Origin of the sequence: Rhodococcoides fascians A25f (genome assembly GCF_000760935.2) — a bacterium.
GTDB lineage: Bacteria > Actinomycetota > Actinomycetes > Mycobacteriales > Mycobacteriaceae > Rhodococcoides.
In genome coordinates this window covers 143,466-160,745 of the sequence record NZ_CP049745.1, presented here as the reverse complement: position 1 = coordinate 160,745, position 17,280 = coordinate 143,466, and the positions used below count along the sequence as shown (strand labels likewise).

Sequence of the window (17,280 nt, the reverse complement as noted above, 5' to 3'; positions counted from 1 at the left end):
GCACCCTACCGACCAGCACGAGCACAACTGCGGCCGCGAGCTCGGCGCTGACGACGACAAGGGAGGGTTCTTTTCGGTCCGTCTGGCTGCGCAACGAGAATGCATCACCCGTCGTCTCCCGGATCAACCCCTGACTCCGCTCCCGCTCCAGCCCACAGGGCCCAGCACGACTGTTCGCCCGACCCGTAGTCGCTGCGCTCCCCGGCGAACACTCGCACCGGTCAGGCATTGACCGTCGACGCCGTGCGCCGCCGTCTCTTTTTCGCGCCAGCCGGAAGCGAAAAGAACGCAGTAACAGAAGAGGCGGGAAGGTGTCCTATAACTGTATTTCAATTCCCCTGACGAGTATGCAGCACTGTCAGATTTAGAAATGAAACGTCAAGTGCAGCAACATGAATGGATGATATCGAAGACTATTAACCCTGGTGTATGCGCCGCTATTGACGTAGAATAGAAGTCAACGCCAGCAATTCCGATCAGGAGAAAAGCTATGTCGATCACTGTGTACACGAAACCCAATTGCGGGCAATGCGACGCAACGAAACGACGACTCGACAAACACGGTCTCGATTACCGGACCGTCGATATCACGCAAGACGACACCGCTCGCCACTTCGTGAGTTGCGAACTCGGCTACCTTCAGGCCCCCGTCGTGTACGTCGACGAGGACACCCACTGGAGCGGATTCCGGATCGACGCCCTCGACGAGCTCGCCGCCGCCTGAAACCCACAAACCCACAAACTCACAAGCACAGAAGAGGCTCACCATGCGACTAGTACCCGCCTACACCCCCGACCCCGACTACATCGACCGCCAGATCGACGCCGAACTCACCGCAGAACACCCCACAACACGCCACGCCGACCGGGCCGACAGCGAGCACCACGACATCGACAAAGCCGCATCCTGAGCATCAACGCGATGCACCACAGCCGGTAGCACCTCCCGCCGGTACGACGTCCGACACCGACAAACACGAGGCCCACGATGAACGCACTACGCGCAGTCCCCACACCCGGCGACGACCCGGCAGCGCAGGCACGCGCGGACCTCGCACCCGTCCAAGACCTCGATACGTCGGTCGAACCCGGCTACGACCCGGCCACCGACCCCGAAGCGATGCTCCTGTGCGCCCTGATGGACGTGCGTAACCAGAGCATGGACGGTGGGGACGTCGAGCGGATCATCAGCACGCTCACTGCGGCGGACTTCGAGGATCCCGCGCACGCGCGCATGTACGGCCACATCGTCGACCTCATCGCCGCCGGCCAACCCCACGACTTCGCCTCCATCACCGGCGCACTCATCCGATCCGGAGCCGACGGAGCCAAAGACGCCCCGCTACGCAAACGCCTCATGGGCATCGTCACCGCCGGCGCGCACTCCGTCGCCGCCGTGCACTACGCCGACAACGTCTTGTCCCAGTCCTACCGCCGCAGCTTCCATGTCGCCGGCCAGCGACTGACCCAGGCCGCTGAAGAAGCACCCGAAGCCGACCTGTTCGACTACATGGTCGAACTCGGCACCCGGCAACGGGCAGCATTCAACCGGCTCAACAGCTTTCGGCAACCACCGACCTCCTGAACAAACCCACAGGGACACCGGTGAGCGCGTCGACGACGCCGAGGGCACTACGGTGCACTGCGGGCCACAATCGAAAGACGAGGACAGTGACAGAGACAGGTGAGCACGCCGAACGGCCGCCACACGACGCGCCGGACCGCACGAACGCACCGACGACCGGTGCCGCTGTCGATGCGGGTCTGCCCGTCCACGTCCGCGAGCAGATCGCTGCTGTCGTCGACGCGTCCGGCGACCTCGAGCGCGTCCCGACCGGTAGCGGCGCACTGACTGTGCAGGTGTGCTCGGCATCGGAAACCTCGTACGACGCCGCAACGTGGAGCACCCTGGGCACCTACCGCGCCGCTGACGCCGCAACCCTGGCCGAGCGACTGCTCGACGCTCTCGGGGACAGTGCGAACATCGGCACCGACCTCGGTGTCCTCATCGTCACCCACACCCATACCGACACCCTGGAGGCACCGGCCATGACCGCACCCACCGCCGACGGAACCCGCGCGCCGGCCGCCCCGCTACTCACCCTCGACCTCGCGAAAGCCGACGTGCTCGACGACGACTTCGAGTGGCCCGAACCCGGTACCCCGCAAGCACTGTGGACACCGCACTGGCTGCTGCAGGCCGCGATCAACTCCGGGGCCGTCACCTACGACCGGCGACTGTGGGGCGAGCTCGCACTGTCGGCCGAGTTCACCGCCCCGGACCGGCACGAGCTCCAATTCGTGATCACCTACGAAATCGACGGCGCACCGAACATCGTCGACGGCGACACCACCGACTACCCCGCCGACTTCAACGAGCTCTCCGACGAGGAACAGAACGCCGTCCCCTCCACGCTGGTCCCGAACCCGGAGACCGCCACCTCGTGGCTGACGTACCTCGTCGACGCCTTCAACGCCGTACACGCGAGCACCGACAAGCTCGTCCGCGGCTGGCCCCAGCACTAGTTTCCCGCCGAACAGCAGAAAGCCCCGACCATCATGCGTGGTCGGGGCTTTCTGATGTTTCGCGGACCGATTCAGGTGGCGTAAGTCAGTCCTGGCGGATGGTGCGCAACAGCTGAGCGAGCGCGAGCGCGGTGATCGGATCGTCGAGCGTGGGCGCGGCCGCGACGACCAACGCGAGGTCGCCCGAGTCCTGCACCGCGTCGAGCAGATTCAACGATGCGTCGACAGCGAAGTTCGGGCCCGAGATGTCGTTGATGATCGCCAGCAGCTCGGCGAACCGCGATCCGGTCTCCACCGGAACGGTGCCGTGCAGCATCTCGAACGCGGCCACCGCTTCCGGTGAGCGCAGTTCGGCGAGGACCGCGAGTTCGATGCTGTCGAGGTCGGACAGGGCGGGGGAGTCGGGTGTGCTCATGGTGTGGGTCCTTCGGTCGGTGCGTCGCCGGTGGGCGGCGAGGTGGGAGGGACGAGAGACAGTCGGGCCACTGCGGCTTCGGCGATCCCGAGATGTCCGGCGACGGTGTCTCTGGGGTGGGTGGCCACCAACCCGGTGATCAGATCGCGATGGATCAGGGCAGCGAGGCGGTGCTGATGGGACAGGAAGGCGAGCAGTTCGGCGGTGAGCAGTGCCGCACCGGTAGGTCCGCCGTAATCGTGCGCCCAGTCCTCGCCGTCGCGTTCGGGGGCGTACAGCAGCGAGTCCGGGGCGCTGAGAACCTTGTCGAGGATCTCCGAGGTGATCCCGCACGCCTGCAGGCGCTCGATCACACCGGGGATCTCGGCGGCGGTGCGGTGCCCGACCAGGCTGAGGTGCCACTGGATATCGATCACGCCACTGCGCCCGATTCGTCGTCGAACGACCGGCGGGTATGGCTGTCCAGTACATGCAGCTCGGCAGTGAGGCCGACTGCGCATTCGGCGTCGGCCACCGGATCGAGGGCCGCGATGTTCGCCCGCAGTTGCGTGATCCGGGTGTAGCGGGCGACAGCTGCGGCATCTGCGTCGTAGACCTCCACAGGGTGTTCGACGACGAGCCTGCGTTGCCCGGGCACTGTCTTCACGGCCGCCTCGCTGTGGCCACCGCTGCGCATCGTGATCTCGCGGGCGAGAGCGCCGGCGAAGATGTGCGCCGAGTGAGCGGGGAAGTCGCCGGCCACCGTGGTCGAGTCCGGCAACGGATCGGGACGAGTCGAGCGCACAATGACGTCGATCAGGTCGGCCGGGTCGACGCCGGGAAGCGGCTCGATCGGTGTGGCGGTCCAAACCCCGATTGCGGTGGTGACGTAGCCCGGTGGCGGCAGCTCCGCAGAGCGGACACCCGCTGCGTAGACCGACATCGACGCCAGAGCACACGCAATCTCGCCGGGTGTGCCGATGAGGCAGAGGGAGTCGTCGACGGTCTGGGTGAATGTCGCGGCGACGGTATCGACCTGGCGGTGGTCCGCGACGGTTTCTGCTTGGCTCACCGCGAACCGTGCCGCCGTGGAGGGGGAGTGGAAGTGCCCGCGGGTGTGTACGAACCCGGGGTCGCCGTGTTGGTCGAGGGTCGAGATCTCGACTTCGATCAGCGTACGAGTCGAGGGCGCGGCCGAGTAGGACTCTGCGGCCGGCGGTAGTGAGCGGGGATCGGTGGTGTCCATGAAGGTCTGCCTTCGATAGGTCCGGGCAAGGAAGCGGTTACGCGAGGGCGACGAGCGCGGGTGCAGCGAGGCCGCACACCGCGGCGGCCGCAGACAGGGCGGTGGTGGTTCGATCCATCGGCTCGCAGCTATCGGCGATAGCCAGGCGTAGCCCGGATGCACCTGCCGCGACGACACCGACGAACACCAGAACCCAGGTCGAGCCGACCAGATACGTCATCGGTCAGCTCGCGTTCGCGTAGCTCTCATCCGGCGACTTCTGCTCAACCTCACCGCCGGTCGACTCGGGAGCGTTGTCCTCGGTCTTGGCCGGAGTCGACGACGGTTGCAGGCGCGGGGGCCGAGGTGCCGTCTTGGTGGCCGCGGTGGTCGCGGTTTTCTTGCCGGAGACGGCAGAGGTGGGGACTTTCAGTCCGGCCTTGCGGAGCTCGGGGGCGGACCAGCCGCCGTCGAGTGCGGCTTTGATCGCGGCCAGCTCGGCGGCGGCAGCGGCGCGTTCGGCGGCTTGAGCTTCGGCGACTTTCGCGGCGGCGATGGTTCGCTCGTTCTGCGCGGCGACTATGGCGTCGATCAGACCGAGACGGGTCTCGAGGGCGGCCTGTGCGGCGGCGCGAACGGTGGTGGGGTCGAGAGGGGTGAGCGACATGTGTGGAACCTTCCGGAGACGGCGTGCAGCGCGCGCACCATCAAGTGCGCAGCGCTGATTGACAACGCGGTCTCGGGCGGCTCATACCCCGTCCGATATCCGAGGACAACGGTATCGAATCGGCCCAGAAGATGCATCTCACCGACCCTTGATATGCCTTGCGTGATATATGCCGTGCGCGGTATACTCGGGTGGTGGATGTTGATGCACCGGAAGAGTTCTTCGACTGGCTCGATCGCGTGGAGGCGAAGGCCGACGCGGGCGATGCTGCGTCGGTGCGGGTGCTTGCTCGGGTGACCGATGCGTTGGTGCAGTTGCGTGAGCTCGACGGTGTTCCGTTGGAGGATCGGCCGGACCTCAAGAGGGTGCGGCAGTCGAAGAAGTTTCCGGTGTGGCGCACAGCGCATCCGTTCGATGCGCAGATCGCGCTGCGGTTGATCTGTTGGTTCCCGCCCGGCAGTAGTTCGGTGGTGGTGGCGTTGTTCGCGGCCGACAAGGCGCGGATGGGTGATGTGTTCTACGACGGTGTCGGCGCACGGGCTGATGTCGCGATCGAGCGTTGGTTGCGGGAGACCGCGGAAGGGGAGCAGTGATGAGCGAGAAGAAGTCGTTCCGGCGTGCGAACGACCGGATCGAGCAGTTGCGTACCAAGCCGGCGATTGCGGAGACGGTGCGCGAGTTCGCGGCCGAGCGGGAGACGATGAACCGGGTGTACGCCGAAGGGTTGGCGGACATTCGGAAGGCCGGCAACCTCACTCAGGTTCAGATGGCGGCATTGCTCGGGACGAATCAGGGTGCGGTGTCGCGGATCGAGGGCCGGGACGATCTGTTGCTGTCGACTTTGCGGCAGTACCTCGCTGCGACCGGTGCTGTGCACCCGAAGATCGTCGTCGAAAAGGACGGCGTCGAAATCGCACTCGACCTCGACGCCTTCGCGTGACCTTAGCGCTCAGACGCGTCGTTGCGTGAATGCGGTTGTACAGCCGCACGGCTAGGTGAGTAGCCGGCTGGCCACCTGGTTGTCTTGTCGTAGATGGCGTTGGTAAATGTCGCATGTTCGAGGCCTGTGGCTTCAGAAAAATCGGCCCCGGTCAGGTCGGCTCCCGTGAAGTCCGCATGACCGACGTAAGCGCCTCTAAAGGACGCGGCGACAAGTGTCGCTTTTACGAATCTGGCTGCGGGAGCGGGATTGTCCCCGCTTCGGTAGTCGGCCAAGTGAGCGCCGTCGAACGCCGCTCCCGTGAGGATTGCGGCGGTGAAGTCCGACGTCGCGAGTTGTGCCTGTGTGAGGTCGGCACTGCGCATGTTGGCTCGGTTGAATGTCACCCACAGCGGCTTTGTTGCGCTCAAATCTGCGCCGTGAAGGTTAGCCATTTCAAAGGATGTCCACACCATGGTTGCGTGGGTGACGTGATCTCGCGGACGTAGCCGGCGAGGCGGAATCTTACGGTTCGCGAACGATGCTTGGAGATCGGCTGTGAATTGGTCTGGTTCGACCAAGTCGTAAGAGAACGACGAGTACGAGAGGTTGGAGGCTGTCAGGTTGGAGGTTGTGAAATCTGCGTGGGCGAGTAGGGATTGGGAGAGGTCGGCACCCCCAAGGTCGGCCCCGCGTAGGTTCAACCTTCTCGTATGCCAGTCTGGTTTTCTCCTCCATCTGGCCGCACCGATCAGAGTGGTGACCCGTCGGCGAATCGTGTCCAAAATCGCGCCGCGGACGTCTTTCTCGGTACCGGTACCGGTACCGGTACCGGCGTCGGGTGCGGGTGACCTCAGATAGGCGCACAACAGGTCGATGCAGACCTGTCGTTCGCGAGTGCCGGCGCGGTGTGCATGCCAGTCATCGGCGAGTGAGGCCAATGCGTAGACGCCGGCCAGCCGAATTGCGGCGGAATTGTGCCCCAGCTGCTCGGCTCCCGCGCCGTATCGTTCGTGCAGCGCTTTGGTTCGTTCGTCGACGAGTGCTGTTTCGGTTGCTGTTTGTCGGCGGTATGCAATCAGCGCTGCTCCACCCAGACCGGCGACACCGAGAAGGGTGGCCGCCGTTCTCGCAGCATTGAAGAGTTGGTCAGGTTCGGCGGAGCTGAGAAACTTCCACAGATGAAATGGCTGGCCGGTTTGTAGCCAGAGAAGAAACAGGAACACCACGGCCACTAGTAGTGCCCACAGTGCTGTGCCCCATCCGACGAGCTTCCCCAACTTCATGGGCTGATTGTCCTCGGCGGACTGGCCGAGTTTCGTTACGCCGCGCCGCGAGAGCTGTTGGCTATGAGTTCTTGTTGCCTGTTCAGCTGAAGCGGTCTTGGGACCGAACTTTGTTGAAGTCGTCGGAGTACGCGGCTATCGCTGCGGATGCGCGATCGATGTTGCCGCCGAAAAGTCCGGCGAGGAGTGGTGGCCAATCACCGCCGGCGGTGGCAAGTTCTCGTGCACAGTCGTCGACGGGGGAGTGTCCGGATTGCTCGCTGCGCCATGTCGATCTACCGAACCACGACGAGTGATTTGCCCATTGATAGCCGTTCGCTGCGGCCGACTGGGCTTCGACATCCTGGGAGAAGAGACCGAGCATCACCTCGGCTCGATCGAATGCTTGTGCATATGCGGTGTCGTCGATGAACTGGTCTACGAATACTGGGCGGAGCACCTCGAACATCCAGTCTGCAGCGGGCTTACGGAGATTGCCGATCGTGTTTTCGAGGCGGGCGGCAGTGGCCGTTGTCAGATCGTAGGTATCGCGGGCAGCGAGTGCGACGATGCTCGCCACGGTGGTACCAGCTTCCGTGAACGGCGTGTAGAACGAGACAGCGTTTCCGAGTGGGATTGGATCTGTGGTGCCGTAGCTCTGAGGTTGAACAACGACATCTACAAGGAGTGCTCGGAAGTTGGCCAGCCGGCCGACTCCAGCAGTGGCTACTGCGGCGGTGACGACGGCGGCCATGAGCGGTATGTACCGCAGCTTCAGTAGCGCTGTGTTGCCGCTGATCGGTGCCGTCGCGTAGCTATGTAGTGCCCGCAGAGTATCGGTCCACAGGGTCAGTTGGTCCGAGGATTCTGCGTAGCGGGCAGCGACCTGCAGTGACCAGCAGAACGGCTCGATGACTGTCCAGTAGTCGGTGGCAATCTCCGCAAGGTGCAGCTCCACGCCTTTGTCTGACACGCCAGCTGTGAAGGTGGTCGGGAAGCGATTCTCGTCGCGCAACAGGGTGAGTAGCCGCGTGGCTTCTTCGGCGAGCAACTCGTCCAGTTCGATCCGCTTGGCTGGCACCAGTAGGAGTTGCTTGGTGACCCGCTTGAGCATTGCGGGGCGCTCGGATGCCTCGGCTTCCTCGATGGAGGCGCGAACAGTAGTCGAATCCGGTGACGCACCGCCGATAACGTCATTGATCGCGGCAACGAGAGTGATCGCGTTCGCAGGGTAGTCGTCGCCGAAGAGGTCGGCGTAGTTGTAGTCAGAGAGACGTCGGCCCGCACCCAGGTCCCAATCGTCGATCTCCCCGTCATCGAATCGCACCGGGATCAGCCACGTCTTGTTCGGCGGTCTGCGCCGAAATTGATCCACGGCCAGCGTCAATTCTTCGTTCATGTACGAGGAACTCTTGTTCCGTTGGCTATCCGAGAAACAGGCGACGAAGACTGCTGTTCCTGACTCGATCGCAGCACGAATTTTCGCCTTCCAGGCATCGCCTGGTCCGAGGTCCTTACGGTCCCTCCAGTACGGAATGTTCGCGGCGTCCAACAGTTTGCAGAGCTTGTCGACGTGCTCGTTGTCTTCTCGAACGTAGGAGATGAACACATGTTTCGCCGCTGTTCCTTGCACCCGGTCAGGTTAGAGGACATTAGTGGCGAAGGCAGTCGGGTCGGAACGCCCGGCGCGTGTGTCCTGCCCTTCGATCGAGGCCAACCGCGGTTGCCCCCAACTGGGGATCGGACTGCGTCCTCATGTGGATGTCTGAGAGTTCCCAGGCCGCTCCGCTCGATCTCAGGCACCCACAATCGGGTCCGAATCCACAACCGGGGACAACCGCCGGCCGCGCACCTTCGGCGCGCTGAATCGGAACTCGCGGCGCTCGTCCTGAGCGTCTTTTCTGGTGACCCACTGCGCAGGCTCCGCGAGCCACCAGAGTGCCCCAGGCGGAGCAAGCTAATATTTACCTACGGTAAATGAGGTCCATTCCTGGACAGGTCCCGGAATGGCTGCCACACTGAGCGTGTGAGTCCCCAGGTGTGGGGTCGCTGCGCTGGGCCGAAAGTGCGGTGGTGACCAAGGAGGAGGGCGGGTGGTGAGATGAGCGAGCAAAGCGAGGGGAAGAAGGCGGGCAGTGCCGCAAAGAACATCGCTCGCTCGCTGCGTCGTCGGCGGTTGCCGAACGTCGATGGTGGTCGCCCGTTCGCGCATCAGGTGATGGCGTCGGCCGAGGAAGAGGCTGCGATTCAGGCGCGGGCTCGGGTGCTCGGGGTGACGGTTCCGCGGCTGTTGTTGGAGGCGGCGTTGACGCCGACGGCGGCGGGGTCGGTGACCGGTCTTCCGCCGGCGGACAAGCTGGAAATCACTGATCGGATGTATGGGTTGTCGGTGTCGGTGGGGCAGGTCGGGCGCAACATCAACCAGATTGCGAAGGCGACGAACGCGACCGGTGCTGTGGACTCGGATCTGGCGTCAGAGCTGTCGAATGCGTTGAGGGCGTTGCAGGCGACGTTGGTTCGGATCGATGCGGCGATGTTGGACGTCTCGCGGTGATGGCGAACATTTCCCGTGGATCGAAGACCGCGGGGTTGCTGGTGTACTTGCAGGGGCCGGGCAAGGCGAACGAGCACACCGATCCGCACCTGGTTGCGGGGCATTCGAGTGTGGTCGACGCGTCGATGGTCGGGGAGCGGCTGGACAAGCAGTGGGCGTTGTCGGTGGCGCATCAACTCGACATGCCGCGCCGCCAGTTCGGTACGACGGTGATGTGGGCCGACACCGAGAAGGTGAAGGCCCGTATGGCCGAGGGCGCAACGAAACTCGCCGCCCGGTCGGCGGAGAAGTTCGACGCCCATGTCTGGCATTGCTCGCTCTCACTCAAGGCGGAGGAGGGCCAGCTCTCGGACCAGAAGTGGGCTGCCATCGCGGCCGACTTCATGAAGGAGATGGGCTTCGACAACCCGGACGATCCGCGCCCGTCCGCGCGATGGGTTGCGGTGCGACACGGCCTGTCCGGTGAGGGCAACGACCACATTCACATCGCTGCGTCGTTGGTTCGCGAGGACGGAACGAAGGTCGATACCTACCGTGATCGGCCGCGCTCGCAGGAGGCGTGCAACGTCCTCGAGCGCCGCCACGGACTGGAAGTGCTCTTGTCGCGGGAGGAGCAGCGCGGTAGCCGCGGAGTCTCGCCGGCGGAGTTGGAGAAGGCGAAGAAGGCAGGACTGCCGGAGCCGGTGCGCCGCACGATCGAACGGCGTGTGCGGGCAGCGGCAACGGCGTCGAAAACCGAAGCGGAGTTCGTGCGTCGACTACGCGGGGACAACCTGCTGGTGCGTCCCCGGTACGCGACCGGAACGACGTCGGGTTCGGTGATCGGATACTCCGTCGCGGCGACGCCGAGCAAGGCCGAGCGGGCGGCGGGGATCAAGCCGGTGTGGTTCGGCGGTGGCCGGTTGGCCAAGGACTTGACGTTGCCTCGTCTGCGCGACGAATGGGACACCTCGCCGGCGGCAACGACGGCGGCCGAGCAGGAGTGGAGCGCATCGCGGCGTGGGGCTGCCGTGACGGTGACCGGTGGCCGCGAACGAGCGAACATCGACCCGGAGTTGATGACGCGTGCCGCTCGCGACGTCGAGACGTGGAACCGCTACCTGTCCTCGATCCCGGTGGACGATCACGCTCAGTGGGCGCGGGCAGCGGGCCGCACGGCGGGTGTGTTCGCGGCATGGTCGTCGCGGGTGGAAACCACGCCGGGACCGTTGGCTGCGGCGGCGGCGGCGTTGGCGCGGTCTGCGGAGATCCCGGCGCACCTGCGCACACCGGTGGTCGACAAGAGGGCCAGCGCGGGCGGGGTCGCGTTGATCTTGATGCAGACCCAGATCCGTAGTTCCGGTGCCAGCCAAGTGCTGTTGTTGCGTCAGCTCATGCGGACGGTCGACGCGTTCGCGGACGCACACAGAGCGGCTGATGATCTGGCTCGTTCGCAGGCATTGGTGGCTGTTCGTAGCGGTGAGCTCGACGGGCTTCATTCGACTCTGTCGGCGCGGTACGGCGCACCGGATATCGCTGCCGCGCGCAGCGGTGTCGGGGTCGACTCGGCACGTGCAAGCGTCGGCCCCGAGGTGCCCATCTCGGCGGCCCACCCCCACACCCCTACAGCAGGTGCGACCGGTGCTCAGTCCGGCGAGCGAGAGGATCTGTCGGCCGATGCGGCGGAGGGATTGCGGGTCTCCCGGCTCGTGAGCGGCACTCACCGCCCGCCGGAGCGGCAGACCGAGGCCACCGCGGTCGACGAATCGACGTTGGACGAGGAGACACTGAACGCCTACCGGATCGCGAAGGCCAGTACGGCCGGCCCCGAATCGCGCCGCACACGCGGCGAGTCGGGCAAGAGCAGTCCCGAAGCGTCGAGTGGAAGCGAGGTCGGCCGCGACGATCGCGGGTTGGAACGTTGAGGGTCGGGTTCAGCGTGGATCGTCCTCGCCGAGTCGCCGCTTCCTTGCTTGCTCGCGCAGTTCGGCTGCGTACCGGCGACGTTGTCTCCACCGCCAAGCCCCGGCAACCAGAGCAGCGACCGGGACCGACGCCAAGTAGATCTCGAGCCCCAAGATCCAGCGGTCGACGATCCGTTCCAGTTCGTCCATCGTTACCGGGCCGTGGCTTTCGTACCACCAACCCAGTCCCCGTGGAATGTACGACGACAGCCACACGCCGAGACCCCAGCCGATCAGAAGAACCGCCGCGCCCACTGCCCAGGGCGCGAAGAAATACTTCGGCGGCGGGGTGCCGAGCTGTCGAGCGGCCTTGCGTGCTTCCAGATGCTCGCGGGTGCGGACCCAGCCCCATATGGTCCACAGCACCACGGCCGACCCGCAGGCAACAACCATGATGACCACGTACCCGGTGGCATAGCGTGGGTCGGGTCCGGTGATCGAGCCCGCCACGATAATCGCGACGACGCCGACCATCATCGCCAGAAGCGGGACTCCGGCCCCCAACGCCGCATAGACCGCGGCCGGTTTGCCATCCTTTCGACGCCGCCAGTGTTTGAGCAGCGCTACCCCGAGCACCGCAACGACCACGGCGTAGACCCCCACAGCCAGAACCATCATGATCTGCCCTCACCCATCTTTTCTCGGTTCGAATCGAATGTTGTGTACGCACCGACGTGCCCCGCCGACAGAGCTGTCGACGGGGCACGCGGGCGCTGACTATCGGCTACTGCGGTCCTGACTGACGTCTTTGCCTTTCGAGCGATCACCCTTGCTGGCTCTGGGGCTGCCAGTGCCTGGGTCGAAGTCGATGGCGGTGGCAGGTTTGGCGTTGCTGATATCGGCCAGGCGGTGGGCGTTGACGGCTTCCTCGTCGACGCCGGCGGCGAGAAGGTCGGTCGCCTCTTTCTCGCGGCGTTCGGCACTGTCGTAGGCGGGCGCACCGGGTTCGGCTGCAGCCGACACAGCTGCGCCCGCCTTCTCGAGGGCCGGGGCATCGCGGCGGGCCGGTTCGTCGGCCAATTGCGCATCGAACGGTCGTCCGACTGCGTTCCACGAGTCGATCAATTCCTCCCGCGCGCTCAGGTAGGCGGGCCGGTCAGTGGACTGTTCTGCCTGGACGTACTTGGCAGCGAGGGCCGGGGCGTGATCGTTCGCCCATTCCTGGGCGTGGTGGATGTCGAACCGTAGCCGCAGATGAAGCTCGCCGGTCTCCTTGGTCTTCCCGGTGCCTTCGGTGAAGCGTTCGTAGTCCCTGGGGATCCTGTGCCGCGCCCATTCGGCCACGGTCTCGATGTCAGTGGAGGTCACCGGCGGCGGCGGGCCGAGCACACTGCGGGTGGCGTCGTCGTCCAGTCGCGGGTAGCCCGATGCGGTCTGTTCGGTCCACGCCTTGAACAGCTCGTCGCGCTGGTCGTCGGAGGGGTTCTCGTGCACCAGATCGGGGTGGTGCTGTGCGGCCCATTCGGTGGCCACGTGATCGAGATACGCCTCGAAGGGTGCACCGGTGGTCTCGGCGGCAGGGACACCGCCGTAGAGCCGGTGTTCCGCCTCGCGGGGGTGCCTGTCGGAGTACCACTGCCACGCCGCGGCGACCTGGCTGCGGTCCATCTCAGCGGCCGGGTCCATCAGGGCGGTGATGGCAGCCTCGCGGCCGACTGCGGCAGTGGCTTTCTCGGCAGCGGCGGGCGCACGGCGGGCAGCATCGATGTCGGTGAGCATCGCCCCGAGAGAGGCACGGGCATCGCTACCGAGAGCGTCGACGTCGACGCCGAACCGTTCGCGGATCTGCCCGGCAGCGCGGCCGGCAGCGATGTCGGTGGCAGGGGTGGCAGTGATGTGGTGCAGATCGGCCAGCCGCTCCGGTGGTGCGCTGTCGAGGTACCTGTCCTCCCATACCCGTGCGAGCTGCGGTCGCTCGTGGTCGACGTCGGGCAGTGCGGCCACGTCGGTGCAGTAGTACTCGGGCACCGGCACACCGTCGGGTCCGTCGACGAGGTGTACCGCCCATTTGGCGGGATCGCGGCGCACGAGCTCGTCGGTGATCGGTTGGTCGAAGCCTTCTCCGGTGCGCAGGTACTGCGCATCGACGAAACCGGGGCCGCGGGGCTCTTCCTCGAGGACGGTGAACCCGTCTTTGGTGTACTGCTCGCCGGCGGCCTCGCGGGCGCGGTGACGTTCGATGTCGCGTTGGACGGCCATGCTGACCACGGCCATATCCAGGTTCTCGCGATCACGAGCGATGCCGTAGCGGGCGCGCAGTTGTTCGTCGATGACATCGGCGGTGTCTGCGGCGATCGGGGAGCGGTCCTTCCAGGTGTGGGCCAATCGGACCTGCTCGCTGATCTGCTCCGGCGTCGCAGAGGCCCACCAGCGTTCGCGATGTACCGCACGCAGTGCCGTCTCGGCCGACTGCTGTTCGGCGCGCAGTCGTCCCTCGAGGGCGTGGCGTTGCCGTTCGCTGGCGGCGGTTGCCTCGCGGAGGCGTTGTTCGCGCCGGCGGGCGAGCTGTTCGCTGACCTGCAATGCGACCTGCAACATCGTGCGCAGGACTGCGCCGCTCTCGCGGCCGATGTCGCCGTGTTCGGTGCTCATCGGGATACCTCGGTTTCGGTGTGTGTGGTGGGGGCGGTGTCGTCGTCGGTGAGGATGTCGAGGGCGTCGGCTTTGGCGATCAGGACCGCCCAGGTGGCGATTGCCTGCTCCGCAGGCTGCTCGGCCGTCATGCCTCGGTCACCGGGGAATCGTCGACCTCTTCGGCGAGCAGCTCGGCGGGGATCGGATCGGACGGAATCGGCGGCAGGGGGCGGTGGCCGTTCTTGACCGAGCAGTCCTGGAAGGTGCCGTTGGGGTCGAACAGCACGTTCATGTGGTGGTCGGCGTGGTCTTTCTTCCACACCGACATTCCTGTTCCGGGGTCGACGCGTAGCTTCTCCCACGATCGCCACAACGCGTCGACGACGAGGACTGCTTCGCTGTGTTTCCACCACATCAGGCACCATTTCTTCTGGCCTCCGTTGACGACGTCCCGGCGGTACACCTCGCTGAGGAACTGCTCGAAGAACTCGAACCGATTGCGGTAGAACGGCTTTGCGGGATCGCGTACAGCGGCTTCGGCGGCCGCGGCCGTAGCCTCGGCTGCGCGGACGTCGAGGAGCATCTGCGCATCCAGGGCGCGCAGGGTCGCGTCGTACATCTGCTGCGTCAGCTCCGGGGTCATCCGAGCCTGGTAGAGCTCGGCAACGATCCGGTCGGCTTCCTGACGAAGCCTGCGGTTCACCGCCCCGTCGATGACCTGCTGGGGCATCTCCATCGGCACGTCGGGCTGGGTCGTTCCGGCCGCGTCGAGATCGCCCGGCTGGGGCTCGCCGGTGTCGGCGATATCGAATTCGGTGTCCTCGAACTCGTCGTCGGGTGGGGTGTCGTCGATGCTCATGCGGTCTTCTCCAGGCTCACACCTCTAGGCAGGCGGGTGACCGGTTTGGGCAGTACCGACGTCGGGTCGTCGGGGTCCGGGTCGTCGTCGAGGGCGGCGACAGTGGGGTCCTCACCGGCACGCTCCTTCGCGGCCGCGACCTCTTCGGCGTACGGGCCGGTGTACCAGGGCAGTGTCTCCACCAATGCCGCTGGACATTTGGACACTTCGGCGAGCACGGCCCGCCCGGCGGGCATGGCCACGAGGTCCGCTTTGGTCAAGGTGCGGATCTGCTGGCGTTGCTGCGATCGGGACTGGCCACCGCGGCCGCTCGAGACGGTTTCGGTCATCTCCCAGTGATCCCCGAGCGCTTCGGAGACGTTGTCGAGGAACCGGCCGTCCTGTGTCGAGCCACCGCCACCGTAGACGCGCACGGTCGATGCACCCCAGAGTTTGCGCATCCCGCCCTGGCCCCAGCACTCCTCACCCTGCGACCAGGACTGCAAGATGGTCGAGACCAGGATTCCGCGAGATCCGAAGTGGCTGTACAGGTTCGGTAGATCCTTCCAGCGCACGACGTTCGCTGCTTCGTCGAGGGCGTACGTCGCGGGCACTCGTAGCCTGCCGGCGGGACGCGGCGGGTCGATCGACTTCGGTGTCGCGGTCGCCGCGTCGACGAGTGCGTCGGTGACGGCGACGGTCAGTGCGGTCACCAGAGCGCCGCACTCACCGACGCCCTCCATCGACAGCGAATACAACGTGGGGGAGGCTTCGGCGGCGAATGCGTCCGGATCGAACTCCGGGCGGGTGTCGTGCTCACCCATGCGGCTGATCCACGGGTGGATTTCGGCGTAGGCGAGGCAGCCGAGCATGTTGGCGGCCGTGGCGAACACACCGCCACGTTGCTTGTCCGGTGCGGTGTACTGCGCTTTGAGCGCGGACGACCACGCCTCGAACCCATGCTCCTGCAACAGATGCACCGGCTGCTGGTTGCTCGTGTCGGTGGCCCAGCTGTAAAGGATCGGCAGCGGGAGCTCTGCGGCGGCGGCGGCGATGATGAACCCGGTGATCAGCCGTTCGCCCATCGGGTCGAAGAACGGATCACGGCGGGCGTTCTCCCCGGTGGTGGAGGTGGCGAAGATGTTCGCCAACATCGCAGCTTTCGTCTCCTGTGCGGAGTGTTCCATCCGGGAGACGAAGTCGGAGCCGAGCAGCTCCGCGAGGGCGTCCTGCCGGGCGGCTGCGTCAGGGGAGCCGGGTGTGTCGGCCAGCGCGCGGGTGGCGGACGGGCGCGCCGACCGTACCCAGGTCAGGGGGTCGTAGTACCAGCTCGGCAGTTCGAGGGCGACACCCTGCGGGTCGAACACCGACACGGTGCCCTTCTCGGCGCGGTAGGCGCGGGTCTCGTCGACGACGTCGCGCTTGTTGGAGGTGGTGAGCACAGCGCCGCGGGCAGCGAGGATTTGCGGGATGATCACGCACGTCGTCTTGCCCACGCGAGGCCCCCAGATGTGTGTGCACACATCTTCGGGGCCGGGGTAGAGGGTGACGCCGAATCTGTTCGGGCCCAACACCAATCGCCCGAGCGTCCCGCCCGGCACCTCACCGTCGGTCAACGGTGTGCCCAGCCGCGCGATCTCGGCTCGCAAGCTCTTGTCGGTCAGCCGTGCCACCTCCCGGGGCCGCGCGAGGTACAGGCCGGCGTCGTCGACCCGGGTCACCCGGCGGCGTCGACGGAGCAGCCACGCGGTGCCGGCGACGACAGCGGCGAGGGCGAGGATGCCGAAGAAGACCATCAGCACTGTTGCTCCGGTCGGCCAGACCACCGCCCCGGTAGCGAGGCCCTTGACCAGGGCGATGGGGCTGCCCGGGATGGATTGGTCGACGCCGGAGAGGGGACTGCCCAGGTGCAGCGCCGCCTCGCTACCGCCGTAGGCGGCAATCGCCATCGCCGCGGCCGCACCGAGCATGGCCACGGTGGGGTCGACGCCTGCTCCGGGTCCGCGTGCTCCTCGTCCTGTGCTCACAGTGGCGTCCTCTCGGTAGGGTGAAAGGTCTCGGCGGAACCGGCGACCAAGTCCGCGTTCAGTCGTCGCGCGTCCGCGAGTTCCTGCCGGAGGCGGGTGATTTCGGCGTTCTGTTCGCTCGGCAGCAGGGGCCGCTCGTCGGTGACGCCTTGCGCTTGGCGGTACCAGAGCCGGACGGTGTTGGGGTGCAGCCCGAGGTGGGAGGCGACGGATTCGATTGCCGCCCAAGGGGACGGCGAGTCCGGAACGCGCTCGGTGACCATGCGGGTGGCGCGTTCGCGCACCTCCGCCGGATACGGACGGCCCCTCATCGCGCAGCCACCGCAGTGTCGGGGCCGGGCAGGGTCG

General features: G+C 65.9%; 21 protein-coding genes. 8 read left to right on the top strand and 13 right to left on the bottom strand.

Going from position 1 to position 17,280, the window contains the following annotated elements:
- The first annotated feature begins 490 nt into the window (after positions 1–490).
- The 4 genes from BH93_RS27595 to BH93_RS27580 all read left to right on the top strand — a co-directional run bounded on the left by BH93_RS27595 (position 491) and on the right by BH93_RS27580 (position 2,526).
- On the top strand, positions 491–724 hold the full coding sequence (locus tag BH93_RS27595) for a glutaredoxin domain-containing protein (RefSeq protein ID WP_037174601.1): 234 nt from the start codon (positions 491–493) through the stop codon (positions 722–724).
- 43 nt (positions 725–767) lie between these two features.
- Entirely contained in the window at positions 768–911 is a 144-nt protein-coding gene (locus BH93_RS27590) for a hypothetical protein (protein ID WP_155290994.1), read from the top strand.
- Positions 912–988: 77 nt separating this feature from the next.
- Entirely contained in the window at positions 989–1,585 is a 597-nt protein-coding gene (locus BH93_RS27585) for a DnaB-like helicase N-terminal domain-containing protein (protein ID WP_052065208.1), read from the top strand.
- Positions 1,586–1,671: 86 nt separating this feature from the next.
- On the top strand, positions 1,672–2,526 hold the full coding sequence (locus BH93_RS27580; RefSeq protein WP_037174600.1) for a hypothetical protein: 855 nt from the start codon (positions 1,672–1,674) through the stop codon (positions 2,524–2,526).
- An 85-nt stretch (positions 2,527–2,611) separates the two neighbouring features.
- On the opposite strand, the gene BH93_RS27575 is transcribed toward BH93_RS27580, so the two are convergent.
- The 5 genes from BH93_RS27575 to BH93_RS27555 are packed head-to-tail and all read right to left on the bottom strand — an operon-like array spanning position 2,612 to position 4,812.
- Positions 2,612–2,941, bottom strand: a complete 330-nt coding sequence (locus BH93_RS27575; protein WP_037174598.1) for a hypothetical protein — start codon at positions 2,939–2,941, stop codon at positions 2,612–2,614.
- Complete coding sequence (locus BH93_RS27570; protein ID WP_037174597.1) at positions 2,938–3,357, bottom strand: hypothetical protein; 420 nt, start codon at positions 3,355–3,357, stop codon at positions 2,938–2,940. The genes BH93_RS27575 and BH93_RS27570 overlap by 4 nt, the downstream gene beginning before the upstream one ends.
- Positions 3,354–4,166, bottom strand: coding sequence for a hypothetical protein (locus tag BH93_RS27565; RefSeq protein WP_037174596.1), 813 nt, complete (start codon positions 4,164–4,166; stop codon positions 3,354–3,356). Before BH93_RS27565 ends, BH93_RS27570 begins: the two co-directional genes overlap by 4 nt.
- Positions 4,167–4,203: 37 nt before the next feature.
- On the bottom strand, positions 4,204–4,386 hold the full coding sequence (locus BH93_RS27560) for a hypothetical protein (RefSeq protein ID WP_037174595.1): 183 nt from the start codon (positions 4,384–4,386) through the stop codon (positions 4,204–4,206).
- Positions 4,387–4,389: 3 nt separating this feature from the next.
- Positions 4,390–4,812, bottom strand: coding sequence for a hypothetical protein (locus tag BH93_RS27555; protein ID WP_037174594.1), 423 nt, complete (start codon positions 4,810–4,812; stop codon positions 4,390–4,392).
- 194 nt (positions 4,813–5,006) lie between these two features.
- Here BH93_RS27555 and BH93_RS27550 point away from each other — a divergent pair, with 194 nt between their 5' ends.
- Together BH93_RS27550 and BH93_RS27545 are read left to right on the top strand one after the other, a co-directional pair.
- Positions 5,007–5,405 carry a hypothetical protein gene (locus tag BH93_RS27550; RefSeq protein ID WP_037174593.1) on the top strand — a complete coding sequence of 133 codons (399 nt, stop codon included), beginning with the start codon at positions 5,007–5,009 and terminating at the stop codon, positions 5,403–5,405.
- The gene (locus BH93_RS27545) at positions 5,405–5,752 is read left to right on the top strand and encodes a helix-turn-helix domain-containing protein (RefSeq protein WP_037174678.1); all 348 of its coding nucleotides are present in this window, start codon (positions 5,405–5,407) and stop codon (positions 5,750–5,752) included. Before BH93_RS27550 ends, BH93_RS27545 begins: the two co-directional genes overlap by 1 nt.
- Positions 5,753–5,754: 2 nt before the next feature.
- Here BH93_RS27545 and BH93_RS27540 read toward each other — a convergent pair whose 3' ends face one another.
- A complete protein-coding gene (locus tag BH93_RS27540; protein WP_165712998.1) occupies positions 5,755–6,966 on the bottom strand; it encodes a pentapeptide repeat-containing protein in 1,212 nt (403 codons plus the stop codon).
- A 133-nt stretch (positions 6,967–7,099) separates the two neighbouring features.
- On the bottom strand, positions 7,100–8,629 hold the full coding sequence (locus BH93_RS27535) for a toll/interleukin-1 receptor domain-containing protein (RefSeq protein ID WP_037174591.1): 1,530 nt from the start codon (positions 8,627–8,629) through the stop codon (positions 7,100–7,102).
- A gap of 468 nt (positions 8,630–9,097) precedes the next feature.
- Between BH93_RS27535 and mobC the strand changes: the two genes are divergently transcribed.
- Together mobC and BH93_RS27525 are read left to right on the top strand one after the other, a co-directional pair.
- Positions 9,098–9,550, top strand: a complete 453-nt coding sequence (gene mobC, locus BH93_RS27530; RefSeq protein ID WP_052065207.1) for a plasmid mobilization relaxosome protein MobC — start codon at positions 9,098–9,100, stop codon at positions 9,548–9,550.
- Positions 9,550–11,454, top strand: coding sequence for a relaxase/mobilization nuclease domain-containing protein (locus tag BH93_RS27525; RefSeq protein ID WP_242459272.1), 1,905 nt, complete (start codon positions 9,550–9,552; stop codon positions 11,452–11,454). Before mobC ends, BH93_RS27525 begins: the two co-directional genes overlap by 1 nt.
- Positions 11,455–11,463: 9 nt before the next feature.
- Here the strand turns inward: BH93_RS27525 and BH93_RS27520 are convergent, their stop codons facing one another.
- The 6 genes from BH93_RS27520 to BH93_RS27500 all read right to left on the bottom strand — a co-directional run bounded on the left by BH93_RS27520 (position 11,464) and on the right by BH93_RS27500 (position 17,243).
- Positions 11,464–12,111, bottom strand: coding sequence for a hypothetical protein (locus BH93_RS27520; protein ID WP_037174590.1), 648 nt, complete (start codon positions 12,109–12,111; stop codon positions 11,464–11,466).
- 99 nt (positions 12,112–12,210) lie between these two features.
- Entirely contained in the window at positions 12,211–14,085 is a 1,875-nt protein-coding gene (locus BH93_RS27515) for a hypothetical protein (RefSeq protein ID WP_052065206.1), read from the bottom strand.
- Complete coding sequence (locus BH93_RS28190) at positions 14,082–14,216, bottom strand: hypothetical protein (RefSeq protein WP_277950851.1); 135 nt, start codon at positions 14,214–14,216, stop codon at positions 14,082–14,084. Before BH93_RS28190 ends, BH93_RS27515 begins: the two co-directional genes overlap by 4 nt.
- A complete protein-coding gene (locus BH93_RS27510) occupies positions 14,213–14,926 on the bottom strand; it encodes a DUF4913 domain-containing protein (protein ID WP_080739091.1) in 714 nt (237 codons plus the stop codon). Before BH93_RS27510 ends, BH93_RS28190 begins: the two co-directional genes overlap by 4 nt.
- Positions 14,923–16,932, bottom strand: a complete 2,010-nt coding sequence (locus BH93_RS27505; protein WP_052065205.1) for a type IV secretory system conjugative DNA transfer family protein — start codon at positions 16,930–16,932, stop codon at positions 14,923–14,925. Before BH93_RS27505 ends, BH93_RS27510 begins: the two co-directional genes overlap by 4 nt.
- Positions 16,929–17,243 carry a transposase gene (locus BH93_RS27500; RefSeq protein WP_037174588.1) on the bottom strand — a complete coding sequence of 105 codons (315 nt, stop codon included), beginning with the start codon at positions 17,241–17,243 and terminating at the stop codon, positions 16,929–16,931. Before BH93_RS27500 ends, BH93_RS27505 begins: the two co-directional genes overlap by 4 nt.
- Positions 17,244–17,280 lie beyond the last annotated feature (37 nt).

What these genes read in the sequence shown, in the direction of transcription:
- BH93_RS27500 (WP_037174588.1), bottom strand. Translation starts at nt 17,243, where the DNA reads ATGAGGGGCCGTCCGTATCCGGCGGAGGTGCGCGAACGCGCCACCCGC.
- BH93_RS27595 (WP_037174601.1), top strand. Translation starts at nt 491, where the DNA reads ATGTCGATCACTGTGTACACGAAACCCAATTGCGGGCAATGCGACGCA.
- BH93_RS27520 (WP_037174590.1), bottom strand. Translation starts at nt 12,111, where the DNA reads ATGATGGTTCTGGCTGTGGGGGTCTACGCCGTGGTCGTTGCGGTGCTC.
- BH93_RS28190 (WP_277950851.1), bottom strand. Translation starts at nt 14,216, where the DNA reads ATGACGGCCGAGCAGCCTGCGGAGCAGGCAATCGCCACCTGGGCGGTC.
- BH93_RS27565 (WP_037174596.1), bottom strand. Translation starts at nt 4,166, where the DNA reads ATGGACACCACCGATCCCCGCTCACTACCGCCGGCCGCAGAGTCCTAC.
- BH93_RS27515 (WP_052065206.1), bottom strand. Translation starts at nt 14,085, where the DNA reads ATGAGCACCGAACACGGCGACATCGGCCGCGAGAGCGGCGCAGTCCTG.
- BH93_RS27560 (WP_037174595.1), bottom strand. Translation starts at nt 4,386, where the DNA reads ATGACGTATCTGGTCGGCTCGACCTGGGTTCTGGTGTTCGTCGGTGTC.
- BH93_RS27575 (WP_037174598.1), bottom strand. Translation starts at nt 2,941, where the DNA reads ATGAGCACACCCGACTCCCCCGCCCTGTCCGACCTCGACAGCATCGAA.
- BH93_RS27590 (WP_155290994.1), top strand. Translation starts at nt 768, where the DNA reads ATGCGACTAGTACCCGCCTACACCCCCGACCCCGACTACATCGACCGC.
- mobC (WP_052065207.1), top strand. Translation starts at nt 9,098, where the DNA reads ATGAGCGAGCAAAGCGAGGGGAAGAAGGCGGGCAGTGCCGCAAAGAAC.
- BH93_RS27585 (WP_052065208.1), top strand. Translation starts at nt 989, where the DNA reads ATGAACGCACTACGCGCAGTCCCCACACCCGGCGACGACCCGGCAGCG.
- BH93_RS27545 (WP_037174678.1), top strand. Translation starts at nt 5,405, where the DNA reads ATGAGCGAGAAGAAGTCGTTCCGGCGTGCGAACGACCGGATCGAGCAG.
- BH93_RS27525 (WP_242459272.1), top strand. Translation starts at nt 9,550, where the DNA reads ATGGCGAACATTTCCCGTGGATCGAAGACCGCGGGGTTGCTGGTGTAC.
- BH93_RS27510 (WP_080739091.1), bottom strand. Translation starts at nt 14,926, where the DNA reads ATGAGCATCGACGACACCCCACCCGACGACGAGTTCGAGGACACCGAA.
- BH93_RS27555 (WP_037174594.1), bottom strand. Translation starts at nt 4,812, where the DNA reads ATGTCGCTCACCCCTCTCGACCCCACCACCGTTCGCGCCGCCGCACAG.